At 69.0% G+C, this 14,221-nt stretch carries 12 protein-coding genes; 8 read left to right on the plus strand and 4 right to left on the minus strand.

Translation table 11 applies throughout. From position 1 onward, the window contains the following. Positions 1–351: 351 nt before the first annotated feature. Together Pka01_RS40125 and Pka01_RS40130 are read left to right on the plus strand one after the other, a co-directional pair. Positions 352–2,274: an APC family permease gene (locus Pka01_RS40125; protein WP_239116289.1), complete on the plus strand. Its 1,923-nt coding sequence runs from the start codon at positions 352–354 to the stop codon at positions 2,272–2,274. Between the two features lie 209 nt (positions 2,275–2,483). Further along, complete coding sequence (locus Pka01_RS40130; RefSeq protein ID WP_203888263.1) at positions 2,484–2,984, plus strand: hypothetical protein; 501 nt, start codon at positions 2,484–2,486, stop codon at positions 2,982–2,984. A gap of 341 nt (positions 2,985–3,325) precedes the next feature. On the opposite strand, the gene lysA is transcribed toward Pka01_RS40130, so the two are convergent. Both lysA and Pka01_RS40140 read right to left on the minus strand, forming a co-directional pair. After that, positions 3,326–4,639, minus strand: a complete 1,314-nt coding sequence (gene lysA / locus Pka01_RS40135) for a diaminopimelate decarboxylase (protein WP_203888264.1) — start codon at positions 4,637–4,639, stop codon at positions 3,326–3,328. Then, entirely contained in the window at positions 4,636–5,139 is a 504-nt protein-coding gene (locus Pka01_RS40140) for an Lrp/AsnC family transcriptional regulator (RefSeq protein WP_203888265.1), read from the minus strand. The genes lysA and Pka01_RS40140 overlap by 4 nt, the downstream gene beginning before the upstream one ends. 213 nt (positions 5,140–5,352) lie before the next feature. Here Pka01_RS40140 and Pka01_RS40145 point away from each other — a divergent pair, with 213 nt between their 5' ends. After that, complete coding sequence (locus tag Pka01_RS40145) at positions 5,353–6,168, plus strand: histidine phosphatase family protein (protein ID WP_203888266.1); 816 nt, start codon at positions 5,353–5,355, stop codon at positions 6,166–6,168. 9 nt (positions 6,169–6,177) lie between these two features. Here Pka01_RS40145 and Pka01_RS40150 read toward each other — a convergent pair whose 3' ends face one another. Continuing rightward, complete coding sequence (locus tag Pka01_RS40150) at positions 6,178–7,701, minus strand: aldehyde dehydrogenase (RefSeq protein WP_203888267.1); 1,524 nt, start codon at positions 7,699–7,701, stop codon at positions 6,178–6,180. Between the two features lie 133 nt (positions 7,702–7,834). On the opposite strand from Pka01_RS40150, the gene Pka01_RS40155 reads away from it, so the two are divergent. The 4 genes from Pka01_RS40155 to Pka01_RS40170 all read left to right on the plus strand — a co-directional run bounded on the left by Pka01_RS40155 (position 7,835) and on the right by Pka01_RS40170 (position 12,193). Next, positions 7,835–8,488 (plus strand): GntR family transcriptional regulator, encoded by a 654-nt coding sequence (locus Pka01_RS40155; RefSeq protein ID WP_203888268.1) that lies wholly within the window; start codon positions 7,835–7,837, stop codon positions 8,486–8,488. Between the two features lie 103 nt (positions 8,489–8,591). Next, the gene (locus Pka01_RS40160) at positions 8,592–9,236 is read left to right on the plus strand and encodes a LysE family translocator (RefSeq protein WP_203888269.1); all 645 of its coding nucleotides are present in this window, start codon (positions 8,592–8,594) and stop codon (positions 9,234–9,236) included. 568 nt (positions 9,237–9,804) lie between these two features. Beyond that, positions 9,805–11,622: a pectate lyase-like domain-containing protein gene (locus tag Pka01_RS40165; protein WP_203888270.1), complete on the plus strand. Its 1,818-nt coding sequence runs from the start codon at positions 9,805–9,807 to the stop codon at positions 11,620–11,622. Positions 11,623–11,755: 133 nt separating this feature from the next. Beyond that, a complete protein-coding gene (locus tag Pka01_RS40170) occupies positions 11,756–12,193 on the plus strand; it encodes a hypothetical protein (RefSeq protein WP_203888271.1) in 438 nt (145 codons plus the stop codon). Between the two features lie 16 nt (positions 12,194–12,209). On the opposite strand, the gene Pka01_RS40175 is transcribed toward Pka01_RS40170, so the two are convergent. Next, positions 12,210–12,839: an SRPBCC family protein gene (locus Pka01_RS40175; RefSeq protein ID WP_203888272.1), complete on the minus strand. Its 630-nt coding sequence runs from the start codon at positions 12,837–12,839 to the stop codon at positions 12,210–12,212. Between the two features lie 272 nt (positions 12,840–13,111). Between Pka01_RS40175 and Pka01_RS40180 the strand changes: the two genes are divergently transcribed. Further along, positions 13,112–14,104, plus strand: coding sequence for an NADPH:quinone oxidoreductase family protein (locus tag Pka01_RS40180; RefSeq protein WP_203888273.1), 993 nt, complete (start codon positions 13,112–13,114; stop codon positions 14,102–14,104). Positions 14,105–14,221: the final 117 nt, after the last annotated feature.

Consider the following 14,221-nt stretch of genomic DNA (forward strand, 5'->3'; position numbering starts at 1 on the left):
GCTGGCCTGCCGCGATGCGTTTCGTGATCATGCAATGTCGCGGGATTGTCTTACTGGATCAGAGTTGCATGATCACGAAATGCGAATGCCCTGGTCGGGATATGTGCGCGCGAACTTGTGCACGATCACGGAATATGAGCGGCCTGCTCGCGGGATGTTCCGCCGAATCCGTGCATGATCACGCGGAGTGGGCGGGCAGGTGGGGGCGTGTATCGCGGAGCCTGTGCATGATCACGCGGGGGAGGGGGTGGCGATATATACGTTTTCTTGACGCCTTCGACCAGTAGGAACCCTCTTCGGCCTTAGTAGTGTGCATTCGGCTTTATGCGCACTTGACGGGGAGGTGACCGGGTGACCGGGTTAGTGCGGTCTCCGGTAGCGGGGGATCTGCGGACGTGGCTGCTCGACGGACTCCAGCAGGAGGACCTGAAGGCTGTCGGGCCGCATGGTCCCGAGGCGCCGCACGTGCGGCATCCGTGGTGGCAGGTGATGTGCCTGACCGGCGTCGACTACTTCTCGACGCTGGGCTATCAGCCGGGCATCGCCGCGCTCGCGGCGGGCGCGCTGTCCCCGATCGCCACGCTCTTCCTCGTGCTGCTGACCTTGTTCGGGGCGTTGCCCGTCTATCGGCGGGTTGCGGCGGAGAGCCCGTACGGCCAGGGGTCGATCGCCATGTTGGAGCGGCTGGCCCCGCAGTGGTGGGGCAAGCTGTTCGTGCTCGTCCTGCTGGGGTTCGCCGCGACGGACTTCGTCATCACGATGACCCTGTCGGCGGCCGACGCCACCGCGCACATCCTGGAGAATCCGTTCGTCCCCCGACTGCTCGACGGTCACCAGGTCCTGGTCACTCTCGGCCTGCTGACGTTGCTGGGCGCGGTGTTCCTGAAGGGCTTCAAGGAGGCCATCGGCATCGCGGTGGTGCTGGTCGGTGTCTATCTGGTGCTCAACGCGGTGGTCGTGGTCACAGCGCTCATGCATGTTCTGGAGCAGCCCGATCTGGTCGTGAACTGGAAGGCGGCCCTGACCACCGACCACAGCAGCCCGCTCGCGATGGTCGCCGTCTCGTTGCTGGTGATGCCGAAACTGGCACTCGGCATGTCCGGGTTCGAGACGGGCGCGGCGGTGATGCCGCTGGTCAAGGGGGATCTCAAGGGCCGGATCGCCGGGACCAAGCGCATGCTGACCGTCGCCGCGCTGATCATGAGCGTCTTCCTGATCTTCAGTAGCTTCGCCACGAGTGTGCTGATCCCGGAGAAGGAGTTCGAGGAGGGGGGCAAGGCCGCCGGCCGGGCTCTGGCCTATGTCGCCCACGAATACCTGGGCAACTACTTCGGGTCGCTCTACGACGTCAGCACGATCGCGATCCTCTGGTTCGCCGGGGCCTCGGCGATGGCCGGCCTGATCAATCTCGTGCCCCGCTACCTCCCGCGGTACGGCATGGCCCCCGACTGGACCCGGGCCGTCCGGCCACTGGTTCTGGTGTTCACCGCGATCGCCTTCGCCATCACGATCATCTTCAACGCCGACGTCGACGCCCAGGGCGGCGCGTACGCCACGGGCGTGCTGGTGCTGATCCTCTCCGCGGCCGTCGCGGTGGCCGTGGCCGCCGCCCGCGCCGGGCAGAGGAAGATGATGGTCGCGTTCGCGGTGATCGGCGTCGTCCTCGCCTACACGCTGGTGGCCAACGTGATCGAACGGCCCGACGGCGTGAAGATCGCGTTCTTCTTCATCGTGGCGATCATCGTGACCTCGATCGTCTCGCGGGCCACGCGCTCCACCGAGTTGCGGGTGACCGCGGTTCATCTCGACCCGCTCGCGGAGAAGTTCCTCGTCGAGGCTTGTGGCGAGGTTCACCTGATCGCGAACGAACCGAACCAGCGCGACCAGAGCGAGTACACCGACAAACGCCGCGAGCAGTGGCTGAACCACCGGCTGCCCAGCTCGGAACCCATCATGTTCGTCGAGGTGACCGTGCCGGACGCCTCAGAGTTCGAGACCGAGCTCCGGGTCAGCGGCGAGGAGCTGTACGGCCACCGCATTCTGCGCATCGAGAGCTCGACCGTGCCGAACGCGCTGGCCGCCCTTCTCCTCTACCTGCGCGACCGCACGGGACAGGTGCCGCACATCTACTTCCACTGGACCGAGGGCAACCCGATCGCCGCGATGCTCCGTTACCTGCTCTTCGGCGGGGGAGACGTGCCGCCCCTGACCCGTGAGGTCCTGCGCCAGGCCGAGCCCGACGTCGAGCGGCGGCCGCACGTTCACGTGGGCTGACGCCGCGGCAGGCACGAGCCGGCCGACATGGGCGAAGCCGTCACTTCGCGATGAGCGGACGTTGCAGCCGGTGAGGCCTCTAGCCGGAGGCTGAGAAAAGGCCGAGATCGAATCCGGGGGATAGGGATTTCATCAATATCCGGCCAGGATGCGTAGAAACCTCGTCAAGACCGGCGTTCTGCCAGCTTGTCTGTACTTGGCTGGACAGCATGAGGATCGTAGGCCCGGCAGGTCTCCGGCACACCGAACTGCTGGTCGCGGCGGGATTCGCCGTGGTCGTCGGCGGCTGCCTGCTGGCTACCGCGATCTTCCCGCCGGGACAGACCACAGGACGGATCGCCGTTCTCGCCGGTGTCCTCGCGGTGTTCGCCGCCCGGGCGGCCGATCCTGTCGCGGCCCTTGCCACCGCCGTCATGGGCTGGCTGGTGGCCACCGGCTTCCTCGTTAACCAGGAGGGTGAGCTCCGGCTCGCCGGCTGGCCTGATCTGTGGCGCCTCGCTGTGCTCGTCGCGGCCGTCGTCGCCGGGACGCTCTGGGGTCGGATCCGAATAGCCCGCCGTGCCGCCGCCGTCAGGGTCATCGCGATAGCCCCCGAAGGCTCGCTGCTTCCCGCGGCGGCCACGATCCTCGACGCCACGCCGTCCGACGAAGGTTTCTCCCCGGCAGTGTCGCGCTCGCGGGTGGCGGCCAGGGTCCGGCGGCCCGTCTGAGAACTCGCGCGGACGAACGCGGGGAGGTGTGCCGCGCTCGCGGCTCGTCATGTGCCGCCGTACCGGCGCGGTTGTGCATGATCACGGAGAAGGTTTCGCGAGGTCACAGGGCATGTGAGCGAATCCGCGCATGATCACGGATGGGGTCGGCCCAGCTCACGACTCATGTCTGCGAATCCCTGCATGATCACCACGCGGGTCGGGCCAGCTCGCGGCCCATATTGGCGAACCTGTGCATGATCACCCCATGGGTTGTGAGCACCACATGGGCGGTGATCACCACATGGGACGAGCCGGCTCTTGTGAGCCGGCTCGTCGGTTGCGCACTCGTTTTCCGGGGATCAGAGGCCGACGTCCCTACGGGTCAGGTCCTCCAGGCTTTCGCGGCGGACGACCAGCCTGGCCCTGCTCTGACCGACGGCCACCACAGGCGGCCGGCAGGTGAGGTTGTACGTGGACGCCATGGAGTGGTGGTAGGCGCCCGTGGCGGCGACGGCGATGACGTCGCCCGGGTGGATGTCGGCCGGCAGCGCCACGTCCTCCGCGATCACGTCGCCCGCCTCGCAGTGGTGCCCGACCACGGTCACCTCACGGTCGCCCTCGTGGGACGCGCGGCCGATGAGCCTGACCTCGTAGCGGGAGCCGTACAGGGCAGGGCGGGGGTTGTCGCTCATTCCTCCGTCGACCGCCACATAGGTGTGCCCGAGGCCCTTCTTGACGGAGATCACCCGGTAGAGCGTGACACCGGCCGTTCCGGCGATCGCACGCCCGGGCTCGATGGTCAGGCGGGGGACGGGCAGCCCGAGTCCGGCGGCGCGTTCCTCGACCGCGTCGGTCACCCGGGCGGCGAAGGCGTCCAGGTTCAGCCGGGAGTCTCCCTGGCGGTAGGCGATGCCGTGGCCGCCGCCGAGGTCGAGCTGGGGCAGCGCCACACCGTGGGTCTTCCAGACTCCCGCGAGGTGCTCGACCATGGCGCGGGCGGCTCTTTCAAACGGCTCGACCGCGGTGATCTGGGATCCGAGGTGGCAGTGGAGGCCGACCAGCTGCAGACGCGGCTGCCTGAGCACGCGGCTCACGGCGTCTCCCGCCCCTCCGGTCGCGACGGAGAGGCCGAACTTCTGGTTCTCTCCTCCGGTGCGTACGGCGGCGCTCTCACCGGCCTCGATGTCCGGGATGACCCTGATCAGCACTTTCTGGCGGTAAGCGGCGGGGACCATTGCGGCCAGCCGGTGGATCTCGTCCACGCTGTCGACGACGATCCGGCCCACCCGCTGCTCCACCGCCATGTGGAGCTCGTGCGGGGTCTTGGCGTTGCCGTGAAAAATGATCTTCGAGGCGGGGAACCCGACGGAACGCGCGACGGCCAGCTCACCCCCCGAGCACACGTCGAGGCTCAGGCCTTCGCTGCTCAGCCAACTCGCCATCGCGCGGCACAGGAACGCCTTCGCGGCGTACGCGATCTCCGCCGAGGGCAGCGCGGCCCGGTAGGCGCGTGCCCGCAGGCGGATGTCGGTCTCGTCGATGACGTAGAGCGGCGTTCCGAATCGGTGGACGATCTCCATGAGAGACACGTTGCCGACGGTGGCCGTCCCGTCCTGCCGGAAGCGGGTGGTGGCCGACCACGGGCCATGAGCGGTCTCGGTCATGACAGTCATGCGGGCTCCTCCTCGGTGAGCAGGGCCTGCCCCAGGCCCACGACGGTTCGTGCAATGAGTTGGGTGTGGGTGGTTTGGGCGCCTGCGTCGCGCAGTTCGTAGACGGCACGCTCGAGATCGACCATGTCGCGGCAGGCGAGGTGGACTTCCAGGTCGTAGTCCCCGACGAGGGTGACCGCGCCCAGCACCGATCGCATGGTGCGCAGTCGTCCCTCGAAGACGGGGGATGAGATGTCCGGGGCGAGCCGGACGCCGACGAGGGCCTGGGTCGTGAGACCGAGCACCGCGGGATCGAAGACGGCGTGGACGCCCGCGAGAACTCCCCGTTCACGCAGGCGGCGCAGCCGCACCGACACCGCGCTGTCGGCGATCGCGAGTTCGCGGGCGAGCTCCCTGACCCGGGCCCGCCCGTCCATCCATAGCGCGCGCAGTAGGCGCAGATCGACGTCGTCGACGACTCTCGTGCGCCTGGCCGGGGATTCGGCCTCCTGTGCCGCCATGGACTCCCTCCAGGATCACCCCAATGGTTACAAAAAGGACGCTAAATCCTGGGCGGCGGCGAATTCGTGATCAAGACACGATCCCTACGCGGACGCGACGAATGTTGACGCGCGGTTGACGACGCTTCTCCTCCGCCTTGCTGCGGCCCTGGTGAGCGGCCTACCGCGGGGCTGGGGCTGGATGTTCGGCCCGGCCGAACGTAGCGTCGAGACGTGACCGTCTCCTTTTCACCGTGCGGCCACGCGGAGTCGTCGGGGCCCGTCGTCCTCCGTGCGCTGCGGCACGGTCAGAGCACGGCCAACCACGCGTGGGCCGTGTCCCCGCCCGACCCTGCGGCGGCAGTTCCGCCTGACGGCGTGTCGGCCCGGCCCGGCAGTGCGGCGTCGTTCCCGTCCGGCGGGGTGGCGTCGTCCCTGGCCGACCCCGCGGCGACCTTTCCCGCCGACGACATGAAGATCGCGCTCACCGATCTCGGCCGCCGGCAGGCCGCCGACGTGGGGCGCTGGTTGTCCGCCCCGGACCGCGTCCCCGACGTGGTGTGGTGCTCGCCGTACCTGCGGGCCGGGCAGACCTGGTCGCTGGCACGGCGCGAGCTGATCGCCGCCGGACGGTCGGCACCGTGTGAGCGGGTGGACGCCCGGCTCCGCGACCGCCATCGGGGCCTGCTCCACCATCTGCGGCCCGCCGAGGTCAGGGAGCGTTTTCCCGAGGAGGCGGCGCGCGAGGAGCGAGAAGGCATGTTGCGCTACCGGCCGCCGGACGGCGAGTCGTTCGTGGACGTCGCGGCGCGGCTGCGCGTGGTCTGGCGGGACATCCGCGGTGATCTGGCACACCAGCGGGTCCTGGTGGTGGCGCACGACGCGGTCGTTCTGTTCCTCCGGCAGATCATCGAGGATCTGCCGGGCGACGAGATCGAGCGGATCGCGGCCGCCGGCCTGGCGGGCAACGGCTCGGTCACCACCTGGGAACGTCAGGAGGACGGCTTCCGCCTGGCCTGCTACGACTTCCGCGATCACCTGGGGCCCTGACGGCCGCCGTCAGTTGAGCCTGCCGGTGTTCGCACCGTTGAACCAGCCCACATCGTCGGGGGCCGTCCGCACCGTGATGACACGGATGTTCGTGAAGTCGTCGAACGACTCACGGCCGCCTTCCCGGCCGACGCCGCTCGCCTTCACGCCGCCCCACGGTGCGGACGGGTCCAGGCGGTGGTGATCGTTGACCCAGACCATCCCGGTCTCGAGCCGCTCCGCCACCCGGTGCGCCCGGGCGACGTCGCGTGTCCAGACCGCCGAGCCCAGGCCGTACGAGGAGTCGTTGGCCAGGGTGACGGCCTCTTCCTCGTCGTCGAAGGGAATGACGACCACCAGAGGACCGAAGATCTCCTCCCGGGCGACGCGCATGTCGTTGCGTACGTCCGCGAGCACGGTCGGCTCGACGAAGAAGCCGCCCGGCAGTCCGGGGACCTCGGCCGGACGGCCGCCCGTCACCAGGCGGGCGCCCTCGTCCAGCCCGATGCGGACGTAGTCGAGGATCCGATCCCTGGCCGCGCCCGAGATGACCGGGCCGAGTTGCGTGCGCTCCTCTGCCGGGTCGCCGACGCGGATCGCGCCGGCGACCTTGGCGAGTGCCTCGACCACCGAGTCGTACGCGCCGCGCTGCACGAGCAGCCGGCTGCCCGCCACACAGGTCTGCCCGGCGCCGACGAACGCGGCGAAGGCGAGCCCCTGGGCGACGGAGTCGGTCGGCGCGTCGTCGAACACCAGGATGGGCGTCTTGCCGCCGAGTTCGAGCGTCGCCTTGGCGAAGTGGCCCGCGGCGGCGAGGAAGATCGACCGGCCGGGCTCCGTCCCGCCCGTGAACACCACCTTCTCGACCATGGGATGAGCCGCGAGGGCGGCCCCCGCGACCGGGCCGACACCGGGGACCACGTTGAGCACCCCGTCCGGGATTCCGGCGTCGACGGCGATGTCGGCGAGCAGGAGGGCGGTCAGCGGCGTGTGCTCCGACGGCTTGACGACGACGGAGTTGCCCGTCGCCAGCGCCGGAGCCAGGCTCTTGGACGTGATCATCAGTGGGTGGTTGAAGGACGACAGGATTCCGACCACTCCGAGCGGGAACCGGCTGGTGTAGGAGTGGTATCCGTTACCCATCGGGAACACGTCCCCCCGGTCGGCGAGCAGCAGCGCCGCGTTGTAGCGGTACCAGTCGGGCAGCCGGGAGATCTGGGCCCTCGTCTCGGTGATCGGCCGCCCGTTGCTCATGGTCTCGAGGTGGTACAGCTCGTCGATCCTGGTCTCGATGTGGTCGGCGAAACGGTTGAGCACGCGTGCTCGGTGGCGGATGGAGGCGTCCCGCCACACCCCGGAGCGGAACGCCCTGTCCGCCGTCCGGACCGCGCGATCGACGTCCTCGTCGGTCGCGGCCATGACCTGGATGAACACCTCTCCGGTCGCCGGATTCGTCACGTCGATCGCGGTGGCGTGACCCTCAGCCACCCGCCCGCCTATCCGCAGGCCCGTGGGGAGCTCGTCGAGCAGCGTGTCGCCGCCGTCGAGGCACATCGCACGTCGCCTCCCTCGCCCGTATACCGAAAGCTAGATCTGTATACAGATTACCATATGTCCTGTAATGTTCTGTTTGTCGTTTCTTCGGGGTGGAATCGATCGGGAAGGACGTCGGGAGGGGGTGCCGACTGTGGATACAGCAGCGGCGCGGGTCACCGGTTCGCTGCGTCAGCGCGTGCTGACCGGCGAGCTGAAGCCCGGAGAGCCTCTGTCCCAGTCGCGCGTGGCCGCGGAGTACGGCGTCAGCCGCATCCCCGCACGGGACGCGCTGCAGACCCTGGCCGCCGAGGGACTGGTGGACCTCGGGGCGTTCACCGCGGTCGTCAGGGGAACGTCGATCGCCGAGCTCCAGGAGCTGTACGAGCTGCGAGAGGCGGTCGAGCCACTCCTGACCAGGCTCGCCGTGCCGAACGTCGGACGGGCCGAGATCGCCATGATGACGTCTCTCCTCGACGAGATGGCGTCGCATCCGTCGGCGATCGACTGGCTCTCCGCCAACGCGAGGTTCCACGCGCTGATCTACATGCGGGCCGACCGCGTGCGCATGATCGAGCTGACCACGCAGCTCAGGCGGCTGACCGATCGCTACCTGTACCTGCATGTCGACATGTTCGGCGATACCGGGCGTCTTGACGTCGAGCATCGCCTGATCCTCGAGGCGGCGAAAGCGGGCGACCCCGCCGAAGTGGCCGAGCTGACCCGCAGGCACATCGCCGCGTCGCACGATTTCCTCCTGCGCCACATGCTCCGGGAGCCGGCGCCCCAGGAGCCGGCGCCGCGCTGAGGCCGCTTTCTGGCGGCGCCGATCGCACCCTGGCCGCTTCGCAACGAGGCGGCCGGGTCCCCCCGATCGTCCCGGTCGCGGGGGCGAAGGGAACAATTGCGCCATGACCATCCCCTCGGCCGTCGCCTCCTTCGCCGTCGTCGCCGGTCTGCTCACGATCATCCCCGGCCTCGACACCGCACTGGTGCTGCGCAGCGCCGCGAGTCGCGGCCGCAGCCACGCCTTCGCCACCGCGCTGGGCATCAGCACGGGCGCCCTGGCATGGGGGGCCGCCGCGGCCGGCGGGGCGACCGCCCTGCTGACGGTCTCGCACGGCGCCTATACGGCACTGCGGATCGCGGGCGCGGTCTATCTGGTGTGGATGGGCATCGGGATGTTGCGGTCGCTGCGCAGGGAACAGGACCTCGCCGTCCGCCGGGATCCGCAGTCGGCCCGGCTGTCCGGCTCCTATCTGCGCGGCCTCACCACCAACCTGCTCAACCCCAAGATCGGCGTCTTCTACACGGCGATGTTGCCGCAGTTCATCCCGCCGGACGCTCCTCATCTGGCCATGGGTCTCCTGCTGGCGCTGGTGCACGACATCGAGGGAATGGTGTGGTTCGCGCTTCTGATCCTGGGCGCGCAGCAGATCGGGGCACTGCTGCGCCGCCTCAGCCTGAGCCGGCGGACGGTGCGGCGTTCGATGGACGCGGTCACCGGGACGGTCCTCATCGGCTTCGGCCTTGAGCTGGCGCTGTCAGAGCACTGACCCCGGCGATCAGGGAAACGCGGCGGGCAGGGTTCGTGGCGGTCCGGGAAACGCGGCGGGCAGGGAAACGCGGCGGGCAGGGAACGCGGCGGGCAGGGAAACGCGGCGGGCAGGGAAACGCGGCGGTCAGGGAAACGCTCTCACACCGGAATCCGAGGCTCGGAGGCGACGGCCGTCGCCCATTCGCGACGTCGGCGGCACCGCGTCCATTTCCGATGGACGAGCCGATGCCATTTTCCGGCGGGAATCCCGATGGCGGCGAAACCCGCGGCGTCGGCCGTGAAGAACTTTCATGTCGGGAGCTCCGTCGCCCGGATCGCCCCTGAGGTAGGGCCTCAGGTGACGGAGTAATCCCCGGTGACCTGGGAGAAAATGCTCCCGCATTGTCTCGTGAAGGCTCTTGTCGCACGGTCGGCCTAGATTGCGGAAAATGGCCATGGCGCGAATCGGATCGACCGGTTAGAAATATCTCATCACTTCTCATAAGGCCTGACGTGAGTTCGCGCTGTCCAGGGAGCGCTCTCTCGGCTGGACCCGCGTCAGGCCGCCGTTCTCGATGGGCAGGTCGATGAGAACAGTACGTGATCACGGTGCGCGGACGACCGCGCGCGCACGCAGAGGCACCTCCTTCCTCCGGTTCGTCGGCGTCGCGGCCTCGGTGGTCGCGCTCACGGCCGCCGGTCTGGCGCCCCTGACAGGCACCGCCGCCGCGCACACGGGCAGGCAGCCGGACTTCGGGCCCAACGTCTTCGTGTTCGACCCGTCGACACCCGCCACGGAGATCCAGGCGAAGTTCGACCAGATCTTCGCCCGGCAGGAGCACAACGAAATGGGCACCGACCGTTACGCGGTGCTGTTCAAGCCCGGGCAGTACGACGTGGACGCGAGACTCGGCTACTACACCACCGTTGGCGGGCTCGGCCGTTCTCCCGACGACGTGAACATCCACGGCGCGGTGCGGGTCGTCGGTCAGCCCGACCCGGGCTCCGCGGCCGGCATCTCCGCGCTCACCAACTTCTGGCGCTCCGCCGAGAATCTGTCGGTGACGCCGACCGACTGGTCGAACCAGTGGGCGGTGTCGCAGGCCTCTCCGATGCGGCGGGTGCACATCAAGGGCATCCTCTGGCTGGAGCCGGGCAACGGCGGGTTCTCGAGCGGCGGCTACATCGCCGACTCCAAGGTCGACGGGATCACGATCAACGGCTCGCAGCAGCAGTGGCTGACCCGCGACAGCGTGCTCGGCGACGTCTGGACCAACGGCGTGTGGAACCAGGTCTTCTCCGGCGTCACCGGCGCGCCCCAGCAGGGCTTCCCCAACCCGCCGTACACGACGCTCGCGACCAGCCCCGTGACGCGGGAGAAGCCCTACCTGTACGTGGACGACGCGGGCCGCTACCGGGTGTTCCTGCCGGCCCTGCGGCACGGCACATCAGGAACGACCTGGGACGCAGGTCAGCAGCAGCAGGGCTCGTCGGTGTCGATCGACGACTTCTACATCGCCAAGCCGGGCGACAGCGCGGCGAGGATCAACCTGGCGCTGCTGCTCGGTAAGAACCTCCTGCTGACGCCGGGCGTCTACCACCTCGACCAGCCGATCCACGTGCTCCGCAAGAACACGGTGATCCTGGGCCTCGGCATGCCGAGCCTGGCGCCCGACACCGGCAAGGCGGCGCTCCAGATCGCGGACGTGGACGGAGTCCGGGTCGCGGGCGTCCTCGTCGACGCGGGCAAGAAGGAGTCCGACACGCTCGTGCAGGTCGGCAGCGGGCTGAGCCACCGGGATCACTCCGCCAACCCGACCTCGCTCCAGGACGTGTTCTTCCGGATCGGCGGCCCGTGGGTCGGCAAGGCCGAGACGAGCCTCGTGGTGAACAGCGACGACACGATCATCGACAACATCTGGGCGTGGCGCGGCGACCACGGCAACGGGATCGGCTGGACGCAGAACACGGCGGACACCGGCGTCGTGATCAACGGTGACGACGTGACGGCCTACGGCCTGTTCGTCGAGCACTACCAGAAGTACCAGACGATCTGGAACGGCGAACGCGGGCGGACGATCTTCTACCAGAGCGAGTTGCCCTACGACCCGCCGAGCCAGGCCGCGTGGACCAGCCCGACCGGCAAGGGCTACGCGTCGTACAAGGTGGGTCCCCGGGTGAAGTCCCACGAGGCGTGGGGTCTCGGCGTCTACTCCTACTTCAACCAGGGAGTGGACATCCGCGCGGACCGGGGGATCGAGGCGCCGAAGACGCCGAAGGTCCGGTTCAACGACATGATCACGGTCTTCCTGGACGGCAGCGGCGGAATCGAGCGGACGATCAACGACGCGGGCACCCCCGTCGTCGGTTCGTACGGCACGAGCACCATCGTCAGCTACCCCTGAGCCGACCTGAGGCTTCGTCGAGCGGGCCGGGCCGGATCATTCCGGTCCGGCCCGCAGTACGTGAAACGGTGATGACGGCTTGCGGATGCTTTGGTAGAACCGATGTTGATATTGGTCATGCGAGGAGGGTGCCATGTCCGAGGCGGACGGCACGACAGCGAACAAGGCGCCGCGACGTCGTCCCTCGGTCGCGTGGCGGGCGGCCCTGGTGCTCGGCGTGTGGGGACTGTTCGGCCTGCTCATCACGTACATGTACCTGGACGAGCTGCTCAACCGCGACAGCTACGACCACGGCAACTCGAGCTACCGGGTCCCCTTCCTGAACTTCCCCGCCGCGCTCGTCGCCACCGTCACGACGCTGGCGATCGCCTATCTGGTGTTCAGAGGCGCCACCAAGGACCAGCCGCAGACGCTCCGCCTGCTCACGTGGGGTGCGGTCCTGAGCGCGGTCCTCGGCCTGGCGGCACTCGTCGTGCGGCCGGAGTCGATGACCTTCTTCATGGCCGCGTTCGCCGTCATCGGCCTCGTCCTGGCGTACACCGCGGACGTCCGCGGCTGGTGCCGCTGGTGACCGCCGGACGCCGCCTTCAGGAAGCGGCGGTGTAGGCGGCCGTCGTCCGCTCGGCGGCGGCACGTGCCACGGCCTCGTCCGCGCCCGCCGCGATGTCCGCGTCTCCCCACCGCTCGCTGCTGAGCGTGATGAACCGCTTGCCCTCCTCGGTGGCGAACCAGGCCGCGGCCTCCGCCGGATCCACGGCCTGCTTCGACGCCAGGTGGAGGGTCAGGCCGATGAGGCCCATGTCCCAGCCGATGCCGACGGCGCCGGGGCCGTACTCGGTCCAGTGCTCGTCGACGTGCGCGGTGTGCTCGAGGTCGAACCGCGTGCCGCCCTCGGGATCGGCCGTGACAGTCACCTCGATCCAGCTCACCATCCCGCCGTACTCCCAGGTGGCGGCGTAGCTCTTCGGCGGATCGCAGCGCTCGATCACGCCGCCCGCGTTGCCCTCGAGCTGGTAGCGGCCGCCGACGCGCAGGTCGCCCGACACCGGCAGGAACCATCGGGCGATGCGCTCCGGATCGGTGCAGGCGTTCCAGAGGTCGTCGACGGTCGTGTCGTACGTCTGGCTGATGGTCAGGACGCGCGCCTCACCCGCCTCCAGCACGCGGGTGCCCAGCTGCCGCCGTACGGCGTTGATCTGATGGGTGACATCGATCATGGAGAGTCTCGCCCTTCCGGGAGCGGGCCGACGGCCCTGGTCTGCACGCCCAGCCGCGCGCACACGGAAACTACTCGGTTCTGCTTATATACGTCAACCCTTATAAGTGCCGGTAGGGGCGCTGGGAAAGTTCAGACGCTCGCTCATGTATTCCGGACGATCGCGATAGGTGCTCGCCCGCGGACGTCCATAGCCTGAGTTGCCGGGCGCGCGGTCCCCCCTGAGAGCGCCCCACTGACGGCTCCCCAAACGCAGACATTGGCAGGGCGGACATGTTCCACGGAAAGTACTGGCAGGCGTCCACATTCGGCACCCCGAGGGAGGTGCTGGAGCTGACGGACACCACCTGGCCGGCGCCCGCGGAAGGGCATCTGCTCGTCAAGGTGGACTTCAGCGCGATCGGATATCCCGACGCCATCATCCTCGGCGGGCACTTCCCCGGCGTCACGCAGCCTCCGGCCTTCCCCGGCCAGGAGGTGTCGGGAGAGGTCGTCGCCGTCCCCGAAGGCTCGGCGTTCGCCGTCGGCGACCGCGTCATGGGCATGACGCCGTTCTTCGAGTCCCTGGGCGCGCACGGGACGTACGCCTACACCATGGAGTCGCAGACGCGGCGCATCCCCTCCCCGCTGACCGGCGAGGAGGCGGCGGGCTTCCTGATCGGCTTCAAGACGGCCCACTACGGGCTGGTGAGCCGCCTCGGCCTGACCGCGGGCGAGGTCCTGGTCGTGCTCGGCGGCGCAGGCGGCTCCGGATCGACGGCCATCCAGCTGGGCAAGGCGCTCGGCGCCACGGTCATCGCGGTGGCCGGCAGCGAGGAGAAGGCGGACTTCTGCCGGAAGATCGGCGCCGATCACGCCGTGAACCACGCGGCCGCGGACGTCGTCGAGGAGATCCGGTCGCTGACCGGGGGCAGGGGAGCCGACGTCGTGTACGACCCGGTCGGCGGCGACCTCGGCACGCGGGTGCTGGGCGCGGTGGCCCATTCCGGCCGGTTCGGCGTGATCGGATACGCCGCCGGCTCGTTCCCGCAGATCGACGCCATGGGGTTGCTGCTGGGCAACTTCAGCGTCGTCGGGGTGTTCGGCGGCGGCATTCCGCCGGAGGAGGACGCCGCCACGGTGGACCGGGTGTGCGCGCTCGCCGAGCAGGGGGCCATCCGGACTCCCGTGGGCGCCGTCGTCCCCTTCGAGGATGTGCCCGGCGCGATCGAGCGGGTGATGACGGGGCAGACGATCGGCAAGGTCGTCGTACGCGTCGCCGGCTGATCCGACCGGAAGACCCCGCCCCGCCCCCCGGCAGGATCCGCTGGTGGCCTGCGTATCACGCAGGTCTGTATCTCTCGGAAGGTTGTCATGAACGCTCGATCGTTCCGTTTCGGGGTC

The organism is Planotetraspora kaengkrachanensis (assembly GCF_016862895.1).
In the GTDB taxonomy this organism is placed as follows: domain Bacteria; phylum Actinomycetota; class Actinomycetes; order Streptosporangiales; family Streptosporangiaceae; genus Planotetraspora; species Planotetraspora kaengkrachanensis.

Coding starts and splice junctions, on each gene's coding strand:
- Pka01_RS40130 (WP_203888263.1), top strand. CDS start 2,484: ATGAGGATCGTAGGCCCGGCAGGTCTCCGGCACACCGAACTGCTGGTC.
- lysA (WP_203888264.1), bottom strand. CDS start 4,639: ATGACTGTCATGACCGAGACCGCTCATGGCCCGTGGTCGGCCACCACC.
- Pka01_RS40140 (WP_203888265.1), bottom strand. CDS start 5,139: ATGGCGGCACAGGAGGCCGAATCCCCGGCCAGGCGCACGAGAGTCGTC.
- Pka01_RS40150 (WP_203888267.1), bottom strand. CDS start 7,701: ATGTGCCTCGACGGCGGCGACACGCTGCTCGACGAGCTCCCCACGGGC.
- Pka01_RS40160 (WP_203888269.1), top strand. CDS start 8,592: ATGACCATCCCCTCGGCCGTCGCCTCCTTCGCCGTCGTCGCCGGTCTG.
- Pka01_RS40165 (WP_203888270.1), top strand. CDS start 9,805: ATGAGAACAGTACGTGATCACGGTGCGCGGACGACCGCGCGCGCACGC.
- Pka01_RS40170 (WP_203888271.1), top strand. CDS start 11,756: ATGTCCGAGGCGGACGGCACGACAGCGAACAAGGCGCCGCGACGTCGT.
- Pka01_RS40175 (WP_203888272.1), bottom strand. CDS start 12,839: ATGATCGATGTCACCCATCAGATCAACGCCGTACGGCGGCAGCTGGGC.
- Pka01_RS40180 (WP_203888273.1), top strand. CDS start 13,112: ATGTTCCACGGAAAGTACTGGCAGGCGTCCACATTCGGCACCCCGAGG.